Raw genomic sequence first — 17,046 nt, forward strand, 5'->3', positions numbered from 1 at the left:
GCGTGGGATCCTTCTACTGATGCACGGCGAGCTGGTAAGCCGTGTATTTACGAATGTTGATAACGCCGGTGTCGAAGATCAGGTATTGGCCCTTGATCCCCAGCAGCGTGCCTTCGGCAATCGGGTTCTTGTCCAGGTTGAAGCTGACGATCTTGGTCGGATACTGCTCGACCGGGTAGCGGATTTCAATCGGCTCGATGTCGGCAATGGTCTGGATGGCTTGCAGGCCAAAGCGCTCCTGCAAACCCAGCAAGCCTTCGGCACAGGAAGCGAACAGGTCATCACGCACCTGCTTGAGGTCCACGGACTGCGCGTCCCCCTTGAGCAAGGCGCGCCAATTGGTCTTGTCGGCCACCTGGCTGCGGAACAGATCTTCGACGAAGCCAGACTGCTGGCGCGTGGCGACACGCATGATCGGCAGCGCCTGGCTGGCGCCCTGGTCCAACCAACGGGTGGGCAACTGGGTGGCGCGGGTGATGCCGACCTTGACCCCCGACGAATTGGCCAGGTACACCACATGGTCGGTCATGCAGAATGTTTCGCCCCAGCCCGGGTCACGGCAGGTGCCGGCGTCGTAATGGCAACGCTCGGGGCTCATGATGCATAGGTCGCACTGGGCCAGCTTGGTCATGCACGGGTAGCAATACCCCTGGCTGAAACTGGTTTTGGTCTTGCGCCCGCAATGGCTGCAATGAATGGCCCCCAGGTACTCCAGGCGCACATGGGTGCCGATCAAGGGGTTGACCGGCACCTCGGTATCGCCCAGGCGAAAAGCGTATTGAACGGTCGGCTCACCGAGTTGCGCCGACATTTTGCTGACTGCACCGCGACCAATTTCAATCAATGGATCGCATCCGACTTGAACAGGATGTTCGGCACCGGAGTCGACTTGGAGGCGCATTCCTGCGGGCCCATGTAGCCGGTGCGCTGATCTTCGGGCAAGTTCTGGATTTCCCAGGCGATCACCGCCTGCAAAGACAGCTCGCGCTGCTCGGCGGTGAGCTTGCGGCCATCGGACCACTTGCCGATTTCCACCGCGAGCTTGAGGCTCTCGTAGATGTCCGGGGTGATGTTTTCAATCATTTCAGCAAAAGAGGACATAAGGCTCTTCCTTATCAAATAGACGCTTTGCGACGGTTGTACAAACCACCGAGCAAACCCGTCAAGCAACCGATGACCAAGCCGCCCACGTGGGCCGCGTTGGCGATTTCGCCGAAGCCGATCATCGAGACCAGCCCCGACAGGCAGAGCAACAACCACACCAGCATCATCACCAGCACCCCACGGGGCAGGCGATAGGCTGGGTTGGGCGACAATAATTGGAAGATCCAGCAATGCCCGAGCAGGCCATACAGCACGCCGGACAAACCGCCAAACAGGCCGGGGCCGCCATAGGCGTATTGACCGTAGTTGGAGACCAGGCTGAACAACAGGGTCAGGCCCAGCAGGTTGATACTGCCCTGGCGCGCTTCAATGCGCCGGCCCAGTTCCCAGTACCACATGCCGTTCATGGCCAGGTGCAGGATGCCGAAGTGGATCAGCATCGGCGTGACCAGGCGCCACCACTGCCCCGATGCCAACGTGTCGGCAAGCGGTGTGAACTGGATGTACTCGCCCAGCACCCGGAACGGCAGGAAGGTCAGCCAGGCCATGGCTTGCAGGTTTTCGCCGAGCAATGTCACAGCACCGACGATCAGGCTGGCCAGCAGCACCAGCGCCGTGACCGGACTGTGACGCACCTGCTGGACAAAGCTTGGCCGCGCAACCGGCGCCTGTTCGGGAATATCCAGTTGCTGGTCCGGGTCGCCTGCAGGAAAGCGCTGATACAACACGCGCACATCGTCGCTGATGCTCTCGGGCACCCACAACACTTGCTCACCCGCCTCTTCACTGACGCGATGGGGCACTTGCATGCGTTGCAGCAGTTTGACAAAACCGCCCAGGTCGACGCTCAGGGGCAAGCGCAATACGGCCACGGTACTCATTTGATAACCTCGGGCCGCTCAACGTCGACCCATACGAATTTACGCGGATCCAGTTGGGTTTCCTGGTCCAGCCGATACGCCACCAACTTGCCGTACAGCACTGCGCTGTAGTCCAGGCAGGCCAGGTTCGGGCGGATCGGCGCGGGTTTGCCGCTGCGCCAGTAGTGGCCGACGAACAACAAGGGTTCATCGACGCCATAACGCAGCAGGGAATTCTTTTCCGTGGAAGACAATGGCGTGCGCGCCACCGGCTCTGGCAAGGCGTCGGGCTGGAACACGATATCGCCGTAGGTCTTGGGGTCGTCTTCCCAGAATTTAGTGCGGAAGAACGAGCGCGTCAGGCCATCGCCACCGGTCAGGGTAAGGCCGTCGGGCAGGCGCATATCGGTGCCGCGCAACAGACGGTCGAAGGCGTTGCAGGCGAAACTGCCCGGTACGGCGGCGGCTTGCAGGAAGTGCTGGTCGATGCAGCCGTCCGGGAAGGTCGCGCGCAGCGGCTGGATAAAGCCCTCGTCCCAGCACGCATGCACCACGCGGAAACGCCCGGCATCGACAAACAGCGGCATGTCGTAGAACCAGCCGAGGAAGTCGTGCCAGTCGGCCGGGTGATGTTCAAACTGGGTCAGGGTCTCGTGGATCAACCGCGCATGCCGTGGGTTGTGCTCGCGCACGAACTGCTTGCCACTGCCGGGCGGTGCCGGGGTGGACCAGCCCAGGGCGTTGAACTCGTGGTTGCCCATGATGCACAGCGCCTGGCCGGCCTCGGCCATGTCGTGGACGATATGCAACGCCTCGCGGATGCGCGGGCCACGGTCGATGATATCGCCGAGGAACACCGCCATGCGTGACGGGTGGCGCCACGTGCCGCCCTGCTTGTGGTAACCCAATTGGTCGAGCAAGTGCTCAAGGGTATGAGCGCAACCGTGCACGTCACCAATCAGGTCGTAGCTACGCGCGGGATCGAGCATCAGTCGCCTCCACCCCCCAAGCGGCTGCCCCAGCCCAGCTTGGTGCGGCACACTTCGTAGTAGTTGTGATCCAGCGGGTGGATCAAGCGCAACTTCTGTGCCTTCTTGCTCACGGTGATGGTGTCACCGGGGGCGCAGGTGAAATGGTTCTGCCCGTCGCAGGAGACTTGCGGGTAGATCTGCATGTCTTTGGACACCACGATTTTCAGCTCACTGTTGCCATCGACCACAATCGGCCGGCTGGACAACATATGGGGGTACATCGGCACGATCACAATGGCATCGAGCTTGGGATGCATGATCGGGCCACCCGCCGACAGCGCGTAAGCAGTAGAGCCGGTGGGCGTGGCGACGATCAGGCCGTCGGCCTTCTGACTGCACACGAACTGGCCGTCGATATACAACTCGAACTCGATCATCCGCGTGGACTTGCCCGGGTGCAGCACCACATCGTTGAGGGCGTCGCCCTGGCCGATGGCCTCGCCATGGCGACGCACTTCGGCTTGCAGCAGGAAGCGGTTCTCCACCAGGTAATGGCCATCGAGCACCTTGGCCACTTCGACTTCCAGCTCATCGGGGCGGATATCGGTGAGAAACCCCAGGCTGCCCCGGTTGATCCCCAGCACCGGCACGTTATGCCGCGCCAGCGCCCGGGCGGCACCGAGCAGGCTGCCATCGCCGCCGACCACGATGACCATGTCACACACTTCGCCGAGCATCTTGCGCGACGAGGTTTGCAGGCCATGGCCCGGGAGGATTTCGGCGATGGTGTCTTCGAGGATCACATGCAGGTGGCGCTCGAGCAGAAACTTCTTCAGCCGGCGGACGGTGTCCAACACCTGGGTACTGCCCAGGCGACCGATAATGCCGATATTGCGAAATTGCTCCATGGGGCTCCTGCGGGGTTTTGGGGTGTGGCAAAAAGAACGATTATGGGCGAAAGGCCGTCTCAGGCAAAATCCTTTGTCGCCGCCAAGCCTTGATGACAATGGTTCTCAAGCACCCTCACCCGGTTGAAAAGGCTATGCTCGGACCATGACAGTGTTCCCTGACTTGCACGCCCTGCCCCGTCAATTGCGCCACCCCGAGGTGCGCGACCTGGCGTGGGTGATGCTCGCCCCGCCGATGCTGGCGCAGACGCCGTGGCCGCAACGCCACCCGCTGGCCGGCAGTGACTGGGTGCAGGCGCCCCACCTGCTCGAAGCCTGGCTACGCCAGCTGGACCGCGACAGCAGCGCCTTGCAGCAGTGGCTGAGCCTGTCGCGCACGCGGCGCCTGGGCCTCTACTACGAACGTTTGTGGCAGTTTGCCGTGCAGCATGCGCCGGGCGTGGAGTTACTGGCGGCCAACCTGCCGATCCGCCGGGCCGGGCATACCCTGGGCGAGCTGGACATGCTGCTGCGCGACCGCGATGGCGTGCACCACCTGGAACTGGCGATCAAGCTCTACCTGGGCCCGCAGGACGGCGATGGCGAAGACGCCGCGCAATGGCTCGGCCCTGGGTGCCATGACCGGCTGGACCGCAAGCTGGCGCACCTGGCCCAGCACCAACTGCCGATTTCGGCGCGGGCCGAAAGTCGCGAAGCCTTGGCAGCGCTGGATATCCAAGCGTTCGATGCACATTTGTGGCTCGGCGGTTACCTGCTCTACCCCTGGCCCGGCGCGGCGCAACCCCCGCTCGGCGCCCATCCGCAGCATTTGCGCGGGCGCTGGTTGCACCAGCGTGATTGGCAGGATTTTGTCAGCACCCGCCCAGCCGGCCGCTGGCAACCCCTGCCCCGCCATGCCTGGCTGGCGCCGGCGCATTACCCGGCGGATGAGGTGTGGAGTGACGCGCAGATGCAGGGCTGGCTGGCGCAACTGGACCCGATGGCACCCGCGCAGTTGCTGGTGCGGATGGTGCAGGCCGGTGAGGACTGGGAAGAGGCGGAGAGACTGTTTCTGGTGGCGGATCTTTGGCCGAATGTGCCTGGGGCGGGCTGACACTTTTGTACTGTTGATAAGGGCCTCTTCGCGAGCAAGCCCGCTCCCACACTTAACCGAGTACACCCTTTGGAATGCGGTTAGATGTGGGAGCGGGCTTGCTCGCGAAGGCAATGGCCCAGACGCTACAGCTTATCGATATGCCGATAATCGAGCTGCAACCCGGCAGCTAATTCCTGGGCCCGCCCCAACCTGATCGGCCCACGCTCGATATCCACCAACATCCCTGGGCACTCCAATCGCGGTAGCGCGCCGATCGCCTTGAGCCGCCCATCAGTCACCACCAGCAACTGCTGTTGCTCGCCGGGATAGCGCTTGCGCCGCGCCGCCAGCCAATGCCCGGCCTCGTTCAACGCCGCCAGCAACGGCGTGCCACCGCCAGCGCCCAGTTGATCCAGCCAGCCCGCCAAGCCCTTGGCGGCCTTGAGCCCCTGCACCTGCCATTTGGGCGAGCGCCCACTGGCCGTGAGTAACGCCATGCGCGCCCGTTGCCGATACGCATCGTCAAACAACTGGGCCAACAACCCCTTGGCATCGGTCAACGCACGATGGCGTCGGGTGGACGCCGAGGCATCGACAATCACCAACCACAGTTCAGGGGCCGAACGGCTACGCAGGTGGAACAGCACATCTGCACGGCATTGCGGCCGGCCACCGAGCAACGTGCCCGGCCAATTGATCGAACCCTGCTGCGCGCTGCGCGCCTTGCCTTGCCTGCCGTTGTCCAGTCGCCCCGCCTGGGGCCGGTCATTCGCCCCCGCGTCAGGTCGGGGGCGAATGCCTAGGGCTTTTTTGGCCAGGCCGGCACATCGCGGCGCGCGCCCGTGGGCAAGGCCGGTGCGGGCATATCGCCCCACTGGCCTTGGCCGAGTGAAGTGTCCGAAGGGCTTGACGACGGCCCTTGATTCGGTGGCGCGGCGGGCGGGGTTTGCTGTTGACGGCGATGGCGCAAGGCAAATTCAGCAACCGCCTGGATATCTTCCTCCGCGATGGCTGCCGCGCCCCGCCACGCGGCATGGGCCCGAGCGCCACGCAGCCAGACCAGGTCGGCGCGCAAGCCATCCACGCCCGCGGCAAAACAGCGCTCGGTGATCCGGGCCAATGCCTGGTCATCCAACTCGATGCTGTCCAGCCGTGCCCGCGCCTGGGTGCAGCGCTCGCGCAAGGCGGACTGGGGTTCAGCCCACTGCGCGCAGAACGCGGCCGGATCATTGTCGAAATCCAGGCGACGGCGGATGATCTGCCCGCGCTCGGCGGGCAAGGTCTGCCCGCTCAACGCCACATTGAAGCCGAAGCGGTCGAGTAACTGCGGGCGCAGCTCGCCCTCTTCCGGGTTCATGGTGCCGATCAGCACAAAGCGCGCCGAATGCCGATGGGAAATGCCGTCACGCTCGATCAGGTTGGTGCCGCTGGCGGCCACGTCCAGCAAAAGGTCCACCAAGTGGTCCGCGAGCAGGTTGACTTCATCCACATACAACACACCCCCGTCAGCCTTGGCCAACACGCCGGGAGAAAATTGTGCACGGCCCTCGCCGAGCGCGGCATCCAGGTCCAAGGTGCCGACCAGGCGCTCTTCGGTCGCGCCCAGGGGCAAGGTGACGAACTGCCCGCTGGCCAACAGGTCTGCCAGGCCACGGGCCAGGGTCGACTTGGCCATGCCGCGCGGCCCTTCGATCAGCACACCGCCGATCCTGGGGTCGATGGCGGTCAGGCACAACGCCAGTTTCAGGTCGTCGGCGCCGACCACAGCGGACAGCGGAAAATGGGGAATATCAGTCATCAGCTGTCTTCTTCTATATCCAGCAACAGGTTTTCCAATGCGTCGCGATACGCCCCCGGCTCCTGCCACATGCCACGCTGCTGGGCTTCGAGCATGCGTTCGGTCATGTCGCGCAAGGCGTCGGGGTTGTGCTGTTGCACAAAGGCCCGGATGTCAGGGTCGAGCAGGTAGGCATCGGCCAGCAGTGCATATTGATGATCATCGATCAGCGCGGTGGTGGCGTCGAACGCGAACAGGTTGTCCACGGTCGCGGCCATCTCGAACGCACCTTTATAGCCATGGCGCTTCACGCCTTCGATCCACTTGGGGTTGGCGGCGCGGGCACGGATCACCCGGTTCAGCTCTTCCTTCAAGGTGCGGATTCTGGGCAGGTCTGGCTGGCTATGGTCGCCATGATAGCTGGCGGCCTTGTCACCGCTCAGGGTTTCCACGGCGGCGAGCATGCCACCCTGGAACTGGTAGTAGTCGTTGGAGTCGAGCAGGTCGTGCTCGCGATTGTCCTGGTTTTGCACTACCGCCTGCACCTGGCTCAAGCGCTGGGCGAATTGCTCGCGAGCGGCGGTGCCCTCGTCGGAGCCACCGTAGGCATAGCCGCCCCAGTTCAAGTAGACCTCGGCCAAGTCCTCACGGCTTTGCCACAGGCGTCCGTCAACTGCGCCCTGCACCCCTGCGCCATAGGCACCCGGCTTGGCGCCGAAGATGCGCCAGCCGGCCTGTTTCCCCGCGGCCTCTGCGTCCAGGCCCGACTCAAGCAGCGCTTGGCGCTCGCTGCGCACCTTGGCGGCCAGCGGGTTCATGTCGTCCGGTTCGTCCAGGGCCGCCACCGCCTGCACCGCCGCATCGAACAGGCGGATCAGGTTGGCGAAGGCGTCGCGAAAGAACCCGGAAACGCGCAGGGTCACATCGACACGTGGGCGGTCGAGCAAGCTGATCGGCAGGATTTCAAAATCATCCACCCGCTGGCTGCCGGTGGCCCATACCGGGCGCACGCCCATCAGCGCCATGGCCTGGGCGATATCGTCGCCGCCAGTACGCATGGTCGCCGTGCCCCAGACCGACAGGCCGAGTTGGCGCAAATGGTCACCGTGGTCTTGCAGGTGACGTTCAAGAATCAGATTGGCCGATTGAAAGCCGATGCGCCAGGCCGTGGTGGTTGGCAGATTGCGCACGTCTACAGTGAAGAAATTTCGCCCTGTCGGCAGTACATCCAGACGCCCGCGGCTTGGCGCACCGCTGGGCCCTGCCGGCACAAAGCGCCCATTCAAGGCATCCAGCAAACCGTACATTTCCGCCGGGCCGCATGCATCCAGGCGTGGCGCCACGACAATGCGCAGGCTTTCGATGACCGACTTCACGTCCTCCCAGCCGGGCTCCTCCAATTGCTCGATGGGGCCTTCCAGCGCTTGCTCGATCAAACGCGCCGCGTACAGCTCCAAGCGCTCGCGGGTATCGCCGGCGGTGCGCCACAACTGCCCATCAATCTTTTGCAGCACCAACGGGCGCCGCCCCGTCCACGGCTCGGCCAGTGCGCAATCGAGCGGGTCAAAACCCAGCTCGAATGCCTTGGCCAGCACCCGCAGCAGGCTCGATTGCGGGCCACGGCCATCGCCACGGGGAATGCGCAGCAGCGCCAGCAAGGTGTCGATGCGCAGGCGACCTTCGGGCGACTCGCCAAAGATATGCAGGCCGTCGCGGATCTGCGACTCCTTCAAGTCACACAGGTAGGTGTCCAGGCGCGGCAACCAAATGTCGGCGTCAGCCTCGCCGTCCAGTTCCAGTTCCTGGTCGATGCGTGTTTCGCGCACCAGCTTGAGAATGTCTTTTTGCAACTCAAGGGCGCGGCGCGGGTCGAGCAATTGTGCTTCGTAGTACTCGTCGGCCAACAGCTCCAGGTTACGCAGCGGGCCGTAGGTTTCAGCGCGGGTCAGTGGCGGCATCAGATGGTCGATGATCACCGCCTGGGTGCGCCGCTTGGCCTGGGCGCCCTCGCCCGGGTCGTTGACGATAAACGGGTAGATATTCGGCAAAGGCCCCAGCAACACATCCGGCCAGCAGTTTTGCGACAGGCCCACGCCTTTGCCCGGCAACCACTCCAGGTTGCCGTGCTTGCCCACATGGATCACGCCATGGGCGCCGTAGGTGTGGCGCAGCCAGAAGTAAAACGCCAGGTAGCCGTGGGGCGGCACCAGGTCCGGGTCGTGGTACACCGCACTGGCGTCCACTTGGTAACCCCGGGCCGGCTGGATGCCGACGAAGGTCAGGCCCAGGCGCAGGCCGGCGATCATCATGCGACCGTCGCGAAACATAGGATCGTTTTGTGGGGTGCCCCAACGTTCCAGCACGGCCTCGCGATTGGACTCCGGCAGGCGATCGAACATCGCCTGGTAATCCTGCAGGCCCAGGCTTTGATGGCAGGGGCGCAGGTCGAGGCTGTCGAGGTCGTTGGTGACGCCGCCGAGCAACGCATGGATTAGCGCGGTGCCACTGTCGGGAAGCAGCTGCGCCACCGGATAGCCTTCGGCTTGCAGGGCACGCAGGATATTCAGCGCCGCCGCCGGCGTGTCTAGCCCCACACCGTTACCGATGCGACCGTCGCGGGTCGGGTAATTGGCGAGGATCAGGGCGATGCGTTTTTCGGCATTCGGCACCCGGGCCAGGTCGACCCAGCGCCGCGCCAGTTCAGCGACAAAATCCATGCGCTCAGGCGCTGCGCGGTAGCACACCACGTCCGACTGGCTGCGCTCGCTGCGCCAGGCCAGGTCTTTGAAACTGATGGGCCGGCTGATGATGCGCCCATCCAGTTCCGGCAAGGCAATATGCATCGCCAGGTCGCGGGGGCCGAGCCCCTGTTCGCTGGCCTGCCATCCGGGCTGGTTATCCTGGGCGCAGATCGCCTGGATTACCGGGATATTGCGCCGAAACGGGCGCAGGTGCGGCGCTTCGGGGCTGGATTGGGCGAAACCCGTGGTGTTGAGGATCACCGCAGCGTCCACGTCGTCGAGCAGGTCCTCGACCACCGTGAGGCAACCGGGCTCTTTCAAACTGGCCACCGCGATGGGCAACGGGTTAAGGCCCGCGGCCTGCAAGCGCTGGCAAAAAACATCGATAAAACCGGTATTGGCCGCCTGCAAGTGGGAGCGGTAGAACAGCACCGCGGCCACCGGGCAATCGGCGCTCCAATCGGCCTGCCAGTCATTGAGGCGGGCATTGGCTTTATTGGGGTGATAGATCGCCGTACGCGGCAGGGTTTGCGGCTCCGCCCAGGCATAGTCGCGGCCCAAATGGGCACTGGCCAGGCAGTGATAAAAATCCAGCGCATTGCCCAGGCCACCCTGGCGCAAAAAGTGCCACAGCCGCTCGCGCTGCTCGGCATCAACGGTGCTCAGGCCACTGAGCTCCGGGTCCGGGCGATCATCCCCCGGCACCAGGATCAGGGTGACGCCGCGTTCGGCCAGCTCCACCAGACGCTCGATGCCATAGCGCCAATAACCAATGCCACCGTGCAGGGAAATCAGGATGACCTTGGCGTGGCGCAACACCTCATCAACGTACAGGTCGACCGAGGCGTGGTTCTGCACCTGCATCGGGTTGGCCAGGCGCAGGCTGGGGTAATCCAAGGGCAACTGCTGCGCCGCTTCGGCGAGCAGCGCCAGGCTGGAATCGCCGCTGCACAGGATCACCAGTTCAGCGGGGGTTTGGCCAAGGTCGGCAATATTGTCGTCCGCGACGAAACCACCGGGTTGGGTCCTGAGCAGGTGCATGGTTAAACGCTGAGGGCGGCGCGCAGTTGCGCTTCAAGGCCGGCGGCATCCAGTTCCTGGCCGATCAGCACCAGGCGCGTGGTCCGCGCTTCATCGGCGCCCCAGGCACGGTCGAAGTGCTTGTCGAAGCGCGTGCCCACGCCCTGGATCAGCAGGCGCATCGGCTTGTTCGGGATCGCGGCGAAGCCTTTGATACGCAGAATGCCGTGCTGGACAACCAATTGCGTCAAGGCGTCGAGCAACAGCGCTTCGTCGGCTTGAGGCAGGTTGATGGAGATGGAGTCGAAGGCATCGTGATCGTGGTCGTCTTCACCGTCGTGGTGATGATCGTGATGGCTGTGACGAGCGTCGATATGTTCCTCGGAACCGGCGCCCAGACCGATCAGCACGTCCAGGGGCAGGCGACCGCTGCTGGCTTCGATGACCTTCACCGCCGGCGGCAGCTCTTCGGCGACTTCCAGGCGCACGCGGGCCAGGTCTTCGGCACTGATCAGGTCGGCTTTGTTGAGGATTACCAGGTCGGCGCTGGCCAGTTGGTCGGCGAACAGTTCGTGCAACGGCGACTCGTGGTCCAGGTTCGGGTCGAGTTTGCGCTGGGCGTCGACTTGATCCGGGAACGCGGCGAACGTACCAGCGGCCACGGCCGGGCTGTCGACCACGGTGATCACCGCATCGACTGTGCAGGCGCTGCGGATTTCCGGCCACTGGAAGGCTTGCACCAGCGGTTTTGGCAGGGCCAGGCCCGAGGTTTCGATGAGGATATGGTCAAGGTCACCGCGACGGGCAACCAGTTCGCGCATCACCGGGAAGAATTCCTCCTGAACGGTGCAGCACAGGCAACCGTTGGCCAGTTCGTACACGCGGCCGTTGGCTTCTTCTTCGGTGCAACCGATGGAGCACTGCTTGAGGATTTCACCGTCAATGCCCAGCTCGCCGAACTCGTTGACGATCACCGCAATCCGACGGCCCTGGGCATTGTCGAGCATATGGCGCAGCAACGTGGTTTTGCCCGAGCCCAGGAAGCCGGTAACGATGGTGACGGGAAGTTTGGCCAGTGTTTTCATCGGATGCCCTTTGGGGCGGGCATACGGGACGACAGGCCCTGCGGCATCGCGCAGCAGCGGATTTCGTCACCGGATCACCCCGCCCGGTTGAATTGGAAAATCGGTGACGAGGCAGGTCTCCTGGCTTGGGGCGTGCAGGTCTTGCGACCAACGCTGACTGCGCCTTCCCGCCGTCTCGGCAGTGGCGTGGCAGTCAACTGAACCCTTCACAGTTGCGGGGGCAGCCGCGGCTTGAACCGCGTTCCCTTCTTAGCTTCGACCTGGGCCGAAGAACCTCGAGGGTGCAAGGCTACGCAGTGCGGGAGAACCGGTCAATATTGATCGTTCGCACGCCACAGAAGCGCTCACCCGATGCGAGGCCCAATCAACTTGAAACAAATTACTTGTCGGTTCAAGGAATCATTTGCGCAGCGCAAACCACAACTCTCTGCCACGTCATCAAGGCCATTGATGCGTGGTTCACCCAACATTCTATGGAGTCAACAATGGCACTCACAGTCTCGCCACACATCAATACAGCACCGCCTGCCGAAACGCACGCTATCACCCAGCGAGAAAATCCGCAGACCACAACCAGCGAACGGCCCGTCGACCTGCTGACTCGCGAGGAGCTCTTGCAAGAAATCATCGACAATATGGACGCCTTGCATGACCCCAGGTTCGACTCCGAAACCATCACCCGCGATTCGCTCAAGAGGACAGCTGACGGAGTGCCGCTGCGAGGCACACCGCCAACACCACGCCAGAGCGAGATCGCGGCGGAGACCTTGAAGCGCAAAGACGTGTTCAAGGAACTCGACTTGATTGGCGGGAGCACCATGTTCCCGCTCAACGGCACATTTACCCTCGATGATGCAGAGAATGTGGCCGCCGGACGCCGTTCGACAGTCGCTTTTGCCGAGTAAAACCTTGAAGGCCGGTGCAGCGAACGATAGCCGGCTGCCTCTAGGGGTATGACTGAACTCAACAGTGCCCTTTCCATCCACGGGGAAGGGCCAAACCCTGAATGCCATACAACCCTCATTGACGCATAACTCCCGCTCATGCTCTCCTACACATCTTGTTTCGGGTGCCCTTCACAGGGTGAAACGGGAAATCGGTGCGCCATAGACCTATGGCAAGTCCGGTGCTGCCCCCGCAACGGTAAGCGAGCGAAGCGTCAAATCCACTGTGCTGCGCATGGGAAGGAGATGCTTATCAGGCTGGACTCTTTCAAGAGCCGCCCCTCGCAAGCCCGGAGACCGGCCCGAAAAAATCAGATAACAAACCCGCGGTGGGCGGGCGCTGTTCAGAACCCTGCGTGCCTGGCTCGCGGGGTTTTCATGCGCTCGTTTCACCCTGACACTCGAAAGGGACGCGCCATGTCGATCATCAGCAGCACTTCGCACTCCGCCAGCAGCACCGCCACCTTGAGCCAACGCCTGACTGCCGCTATCGGTGCGTCGATCCTGGGCGCGTGCCTTGTGTATTTCGCCGGCTTCTCGCATATCGAGGCCGTGCACAACGCGGCCCACGATACCCGCCACAGCGCCGCATTCCCGTGCCACTGAGACTTGCCGACATGATCAAGCGTATTGCCCGAACCGCAGGGTTCACCGGCTTGTTGGCCGCCCTGCTGCTGACCCTGCTGCAAAGCTTGTGGGTCGCGCCGTTGATTTTGCAGGCGGAGACCTATGAAAAGGCTCCGGCTGTCGCCGAAGTCACCCATGAACATGCCGCAGGGGCCGCTGCCCACACCCACGACGCCGAAGCCTGGGAGCCGGAAGATGGCTGGCAGCGCGTGCTGTCGACTACCGGTGGCAACCTGGTAGTGGCGGTCGGGTTTGCGCTGATGCTGGCCGGCCTGTACACCTTGCGCGCACCGACCCGCACCGCCCAGGGTTTGCTTTGGGGCCTGGCGGGTTACGCGACCTTTGTGCTGGCGCCCACCCTGGGCCTGCCACCGGAATTACCGGGCACTGCAGCGGCTGACCTTGCGCTGCGCCAGACCTGGTGGATCGGCACCGCAGCTTCCACCGCTGCGGGTATCGCGCTGATCGTGTTCGGGCGCAATTGGCTGTTGAAAGTGCTGGGCGTGGCGATCCTTGCCGTGCCTCATATCATCGGTGCGCCACAGCCACAAGTGCATTCGATGTTGGCCCCGGAGGCTCTCGAAGCGCAGTTCAAGATCGCCTCGCAGTTGACCAACGTGGCGTTCTGGCTGGCCCTGGGCCTGATCAGCGCCTGGCTGTTCCGCCGCAACCGCGATGATCAATACTCGGCATGACCCTGGTAGTCGGCCTGGGTTGCCAGCGGGGTTGTGATGTTCACACCCTGCTGGGCCTGTTTGACAGTGCGCTAGCCGAAGGCGGCATTGCACGCCAACGCATCACGGCGCTGGCGAGCATTGATCGCAAACAGGATGAACCCGGGTTGCTGGCCCTGGCCCAGTTGCTGGACTTGCCACTCCAGTGTTTCAGTGCGCAACAGTTGGCCGGTTATGAACACCGCCTGAGCCACAAGTCAGCCCTGGCTTTTGCCCATACTGGCTGTTACGGCATCGCCGAAAGCGCCGCCCTGGCCTTGGCCGAGCAACTCGCCCACGGCCCTGCCCGCCTGCTGATCACCCGCAAGAAAACCGCCCAGGCCACGTTTGCATTAGCCTGTACCGGTTAAAAACCCGATAATTGCCGTTCTCGATCATGAGCAATCTTCATGCTCGCCCGTTTTTCAACAGGAATCCTCCATGACCGTCTACTTCATCGGCGCAGGTCCCGGCGACCCGGAACTGATTACCGTCAAGGGCCAGCGGCTGATCCGCAGTTGCCCGGTGATCATCTATGCCGGCTCGCTGGTACCTGCGGCGGTGCTGGAAGGCCATCGGGCGCAACAGGTGGTCAACAGCGCCGAGCTGCACCTGGAGCAGATCATCGACCTGATCAAAACTGCCCACGCAAACGGCCAGGATGTGGCACGCGTGCACTCCGGCGACCCAAGCCTGTATGGGGCGATAGGCGAGCAGATCCGCCACTTGCGTGAGCTGGGCATCCCCTTCCAGATCATTCCCGGGGTCACGGCAGTGGCGGCCTGTGCGGCGCTGCTGGAAACCGAACTGACCCTGCCGGACATTGCCCAGAGCGTGATCCTGACCCGCTATGCCGATAAAACCAGCATGCCGGCCGGTGAAGACTTCGACAGCCTGGCTCGCCACGGCACGACCATGGCGATTCACCTGGGTGTCAACCACTTGGAGAAGATCGTCGCCGAGCTGCTGCCGCATTATGGCGCCGATTGCCCGATAGCCGTGGTGCACCGGGCTACATGGCCGGATCAGGACTGGGCCGTCGGCACCCTGGCGGATATTGCCGGCAAGGTCGCAACCAAGGGGTTCCGGCGTACTGCGTTGATTGTGGTGGGCCGGGTGCTGGCCAGTGATAGTTTCAGTGAGTCGTCGCTGTATCGGGCCGGGCATGCGCACCTTTATCGGCCTTGATTTTTTACTTCACAAAGTAAAATCAACACACTGATTTTTATTAATAAATACAGAAAAATGTGGGAGGGGCCTTGCCCCCGATGAGCATGGGTATCTACACAACTTCGTAGCTGACAACGGTAACTACGATGCGAAGCGAGCCGCTCTTGATCTTGATCTTGATCTGGCTTTTGATCTTAGGCGCCCCGTCAAACCACGCTGGCCGAACGCAGGCTTGAATCCGTGGGTAACAGCAACTTACTGAATTTAAATCAAAAAAAACGGCGCTCACGGGGCGCCGTTTTTTATGCTCGCAGTGAACACCTTACTCAGTAGTAGGCGTTTTCTTTCTGCGTGTGGTCGGTCACGTCACGTACGCCCTTGAGCTCAGGAATACGCTCCAGCAGGGTGCGCTCGATGCCTTCGCGCAACGTCACGTCCGCCTGGCCACAGCCCTGGCAACCGCCGCCGAACTTCAATACAGCGATACCGTCATCCACTACGTCGATCAGGCTCACCTGGCCGCCGTGGCTGGCCAGCCCGGGGTTGATCTCGGTTTGCAGGTAGTAGTTGATGCGCTCGTTGACCGGGCTATCGGCGTTGACGTTCGGCACCTTGGCGTTGGGCGCCTTGATGGTCAACTGGCCGCCCATGCGGTCGGTGGCGTAGTCGACCACGGCGTCGTCGAGGAAGGCTTCGCTGAAGTTATCGATGTACGCGGTGAAGCTTTTCAGCCCCAGGGCGGTGTCTTCAGGCTTCTCTTCCCCAGGCTTGCAGTAGGCAATGCAAGTCTCGGCGTATTGGGTGCCGGGCTGGGTGATAAAGACGCGGATGCCGATACCCGGGGTGTTCTGCTTGGACAGCAGGTCAGCCAGGTAATCGTGGGCGGCGTCGGTAATGGTTATGGCAGTCATGGAAACTCCTCACAGGCTTGCCGGCAGTTTACGCCAAATCATTACAGAGGTACAAAGTCCTAGTATTTTTGTCGGGAAATAATTACCCGCTCCTCAACGCCCAGCCAACGCTTGAGCGTACGATAGGTTGCTTTCTCCAGCCATTGGTAGCTGCCATAGGCGCCCAGCGCTATCACCGCGATGCAAACCGGCAGGATTGCGTAGGGGTCCAGCCCCATCCGTTCAGCAACCCACCGCCCGGCGACCAACACCAATACGTGGATCAAGTACACCGAATAAGAGCAATCACCGAGCAACTTCAAGATGCGCGAACCCTGGAAGTAAGGCTCCAGGGCCACACAGCTGATAACCAATAGCGCACTGGGCACGCCCCACTCCAGCGCTCGGGGTACATCTGCCCCGTGATAAATCGCCGCCAGCGCCACCGCGATGCCCAACAGCGGCAGCCACGCCCTGGCCCGGCACAGGCCACGGCGGTACAGCATGCCGATCACAATGCCCATCAGGAATTCCAGCACGATGTCGTTACTGTAGAACCCGCTGGCCAGGTTCAAAGCAGGGCTGATGATGCAGCACACGAGATACAGCAACGCGGCCACTACCCACAACCGGTAAGACCCGCGAACCCACAAAGCCACGGCAAACAGAACATAGAACAGCATCTCGAAGTTCAGGGTCCAGCCGACATCCAGTAACGGATACACCCCAAACCCACCCGGGTTCTCGGCCGGGATAAACAGCAGCGACAGGAGTACATGACTGGGCACGACCTGAGCTTCTGGAAACATCGAGGGTACGGCCAGAACCACCAGAGCCATGAGCAGCGTATAGAACCAATACGCCGGCGCGATCCGTGCCAGGCGCATGAGCATGAATTGCCAGGGGGTCAGCGCCTTGTCCGCGGTCGCGAGGAAAATCACCAGGCCACTGATGACAAAGAATATGTCCACCCCAATGCCGCCCTTGTCGGCAAACAGGTAGGCCAGCGGGGTGTCCACATCAAATTCAAAAAACACCTGAATGAAGTGATGCCCTACCACCATCCACGCCGCCAAGGCACGTAGCGCCTGCACTGAAATCAACATCATCGGAATACCTTTTCCATTCCCGCAAGGCAAATATCCGACCACTTCAGCGCCC

The 17,046-nt window shown here is 62.5% G+C and carries 17 protein-coding genes and 2 riboswitches; of the genes, 6 read left to right on the forward strand and 11 right to left on the reverse strand.

The window, feature by feature from the left end:
• Positions 1-13: 13 nt before the first annotated feature.
• Genes FRT59_RS19855 through FRT59_RS19875 form a run of 5 tightly spaced genes read right to left on the reverse strand, consistent with a single transcriptional unit; the run spans position 14 to position 3,843 of the window.
• Positions 14-844: a DUF2797 domain-containing protein gene (locus FRT59_RS19855; RefSeq protein ID WP_034119331.1), complete on the reverse strand. Its 831-nt coding sequence runs from the start codon at positions 842-844 to the stop codon at positions 14-16.
• Complete coding sequence (locus tag FRT59_RS19860) at positions 841-1,101, reverse strand: YeaC family protein (protein WP_034119332.1); 261 nt, start codon at positions 1,099-1,101, stop codon at positions 841-843. Before FRT59_RS19860 ends, FRT59_RS19855 begins: the two co-directional genes overlap by 4 nt.
• Before the next feature lie 14 nt (positions 1,102-1,115).
• The gene (locus FRT59_RS19865; RefSeq protein WP_153872131.1) at positions 1,116-1,985 is read right to left on the reverse strand and encodes a rhomboid family intramembrane serine protease; all 870 of its coding nucleotides are present in this window, start codon (positions 1,983-1,985) and stop codon (positions 1,116-1,118) included.
• On the reverse strand, positions 1,982-2,956 hold the full coding sequence (locus FRT59_RS19870) for a metallophosphoesterase (RefSeq protein ID WP_411828996.1): 975 nt from the start codon (positions 2,954-2,956) through the stop codon (positions 1,982-1,984). Before FRT59_RS19870 ends, FRT59_RS19865 begins: the two co-directional genes overlap by 4 nt.
• Positions 2,953-3,843, reverse strand: a complete 891-nt coding sequence (locus tag FRT59_RS19875) for an NAD(+) kinase (RefSeq protein ID WP_003217892.1) — start codon at positions 3,841-3,843, stop codon at positions 2,953-2,955. The genes FRT59_RS19870 and FRT59_RS19875 overlap by 4 nt, the downstream gene beginning before the upstream one ends.
• 145 nt (positions 3,844-3,988) lie before the next feature.
• Here FRT59_RS19875 and FRT59_RS19880 point away from each other — a divergent pair, with 145 nt between their 5' ends.
• Complete coding sequence (locus tag FRT59_RS19880) at positions 3,989-4,936, forward strand: DUF1853 family protein (RefSeq protein WP_153838284.1); 948 nt, start codon at positions 3,989-3,991, stop codon at positions 4,934-4,936.
• A 125-nt stretch (positions 4,937-5,061) separates the two neighbouring features.
• Here the strand turns inward: FRT59_RS19880 and FRT59_RS19885 are convergent, their stop codons facing one another.
• From FRT59_RS19885 to cobW, 4 genes are read right to left on the reverse strand one after another with little or no spacing between them, the layout of a single operon-like run.
• Positions 5,062-5,664, reverse strand: a complete 603-nt coding sequence (locus FRT59_RS19885) for a vWA domain-containing protein (protein WP_153872362.1) — start codon at positions 5,662-5,664, stop codon at positions 5,062-5,064.
• A gap of 53 nt (positions 5,665-5,717) precedes the next feature.
• Positions 5,718-6,716, reverse strand: a complete 999-nt coding sequence (locus FRT59_RS19890; protein WP_153872133.1) for a magnesium chelatase ATPase subunit I — start codon at positions 6,714-6,716, stop codon at positions 5,718-5,720.
• A complete protein-coding gene (gene cobN, locus FRT59_RS19895) occupies positions 6,716-10,477 on the reverse strand; it encodes a cobaltochelatase subunit CobN (RefSeq protein ID WP_153872134.1) in 3,762 nt (1,253 codons plus the stop codon). The genes FRT59_RS19890 and cobN overlap by 1 nt, the downstream gene beginning before the upstream one ends.
• Before the next feature lie 2 nt (positions 10,478-10,479).
• Complete coding sequence (gene cobW, locus FRT59_RS19900; protein ID WP_153872135.1) at positions 10,480-11,541, reverse strand: cobalamin biosynthesis protein CobW; 1,062 nt, start codon at positions 11,539-11,541, stop codon at positions 10,480-10,482.
• Positions 11,542-11,634: 93 nt separating this feature from the next.
• A riboswitch (cobalamin riboswitch) is annotated at positions 11,635-11,834 on the reverse strand.
• Between the two features lie 192 nt (positions 11,835-12,026).
• Between cobW and FRT59_RS19905 the strand changes: the two genes are divergently transcribed.
• From FRT59_RS19905 to cobM, 5 genes are all read left to right on the forward strand, one after another.
• The gene (locus FRT59_RS19905) at positions 12,027-12,446 is read left to right on the forward strand and encodes a hypothetical protein (protein ID WP_167524298.1); all 420 of its coding nucleotides are present in this window, start codon (positions 12,027-12,029) and stop codon (positions 12,444-12,446) included.
• A gap of 145 nt (positions 12,447-12,591) precedes the next feature.
• A riboswitch (cobalamin riboswitch) is annotated at positions 12,592-12,805 on the forward strand.
• A gap of 97 nt (positions 12,806-12,902) precedes the next feature.
• Positions 12,903-13,091, forward strand: coding sequence for a CbtB domain-containing protein (locus FRT59_RS19910; protein ID WP_032875937.1), 189 nt, complete (start codon positions 12,903-12,905; stop codon positions 13,089-13,091).
• 11 nt (positions 13,092-13,102) lie between these two features.
• On the forward strand, positions 13,103-13,807 hold the full coding sequence (locus FRT59_RS19915) for a CbtA family protein (RefSeq protein ID WP_034119340.1): 705 nt from the start codon (positions 13,103-13,105) through the stop codon (positions 13,805-13,807).
• A complete protein-coding gene (locus FRT59_RS19920; protein ID WP_153872137.1) occupies positions 13,804-14,196 on the forward strand; it encodes a cobalamin biosynthesis protein in 393 nt (130 codons plus the stop codon). Before FRT59_RS19915 ends, FRT59_RS19920 begins: the two co-directional genes overlap by 4 nt.
• A 70-nt stretch (positions 14,197-14,266) precedes the next feature.
• Positions 14,267-15,013, forward strand: a complete 747-nt coding sequence (cobM, locus tag FRT59_RS19925) for a precorrin-4 C(11)-methyltransferase (RefSeq protein WP_153872138.1) — start codon at positions 14,267-14,269, stop codon at positions 15,011-15,013.
• Between the two features lie 308 nt (positions 15,014-15,321).
• Here the strand turns inward: cobM and nfuA are convergent, their stop codons facing one another.
• Positions 15,322-15,906 (reverse strand): Fe-S biogenesis protein NfuA, encoded by a 585-nt coding sequence (gene nfuA, locus FRT59_RS19930; protein ID WP_027606479.1) that lies wholly within the window; start codon positions 15,904-15,906, stop codon positions 15,322-15,324.
• Positions 15,907-15,965: 59 nt separating this feature from the next.
• A complete protein-coding gene (locus FRT59_RS19935; RefSeq protein WP_034119459.1) occupies positions 15,966-16,991 on the reverse strand; it encodes an acyltransferase family protein in 1,026 nt (341 codons plus the stop codon).
• Between the last annotated feature and the right edge of the window lie 55 nt (positions 16,992-17,046).

This window comes from Pseudomonas haemolytica (genome assembly GCF_009659625.1).
In the GTDB taxonomy this organism is placed as follows: Bacteria; Pseudomonadota; Gammaproteobacteria; order Pseudomonadales; family Pseudomonadaceae; genus Aquipseudomonas; species Aquipseudomonas haemolytica.

Bases quoted from the DNA above. Each gene is read 5' to 3' on its own strand.
- FRT59_RS19860 (WP_034119332.1), bottom strand. From the start codon at position 1,101: ATGTCCTCTTTTGCTGAAATGATTGAAAACATCACCCCGGACATCTAC.
- FRT59_RS19865 (WP_153872131.1), bottom strand. From the start codon at position 1,985: ATGAGTACCGTGGCCGTATTGCGCTTGCCCCTGAGCGTCGACCTGGGC.
- FRT59_RS19875 (WP_003217892.1), bottom strand. From the start codon at position 3,843: ATGGAGCAATTTCGCAATATCGGCATTATCGGTCGCCTGGGCAGTACC.
- FRT59_RS19880 (WP_153838284.1), top strand. From the start codon at position 3,989: ATGACAGTGTTCCCTGACTTGCACGCCCTGCCCCGTCAATTGCGCCAC.
- FRT59_RS19890 (WP_153872133.1), bottom strand. From the start codon at position 6,716: ATGACTGATATTCCCCATTTTCCGCTGTCCGCTGTGGTCGGCGCCGAC.
- cobN (WP_153872134.1), bottom strand. From the start codon at position 10,477: ATGCACCTGCTCAGGACCCAACCCGGTGGTTTCGTCGCGGACGACAAT.
- cobW (WP_153872135.1), bottom strand. From the start codon at position 11,541: ATGAAAACACTGGCCAAACTTCCCGTCACCATCGTTACCGGCTTCCTG.
- FRT59_RS19905 (WP_167524298.1), top strand. From the start codon at position 12,027: ATGGCACTCACAGTCTCGCCACACATCAATACAGCACCGCCTGCCGAA.
- FRT59_RS19910 (WP_032875937.1), top strand. From the start codon at position 12,903: ATGTCGATCATCAGCAGCACTTCGCACTCCGCCAGCAGCACCGCCACC.
- FRT59_RS19915 (WP_034119340.1), top strand. From the start codon at position 13,103: ATGATCAAGCGTATTGCCCGAACCGCAGGGTTCACCGGCTTGTTGGCC.
- FRT59_RS19920 (WP_153872137.1), top strand. From the start codon at position 13,804: ATGACCCTGGTAGTCGGCCTGGGTTGCCAGCGGGGTTGTGATGTTCAC.
- cobM (WP_153872138.1), top strand. From the start codon at position 14,267: ATGACCGTCTACTTCATCGGCGCAGGTCCCGGCGACCCGGAACTGATT.
- nfuA (WP_027606479.1), bottom strand. From the start codon at position 15,906: ATGACTGCCATAACCATTACCGACGCCGCCCACGATTACCTGGCTGAC.
- FRT59_RS19935 (WP_034119459.1), bottom strand. From the start codon at position 16,991: ATGTTGATTTCAGTGCAGGCGCTACGTGCCTTGGCGGCGTGGATGGTG.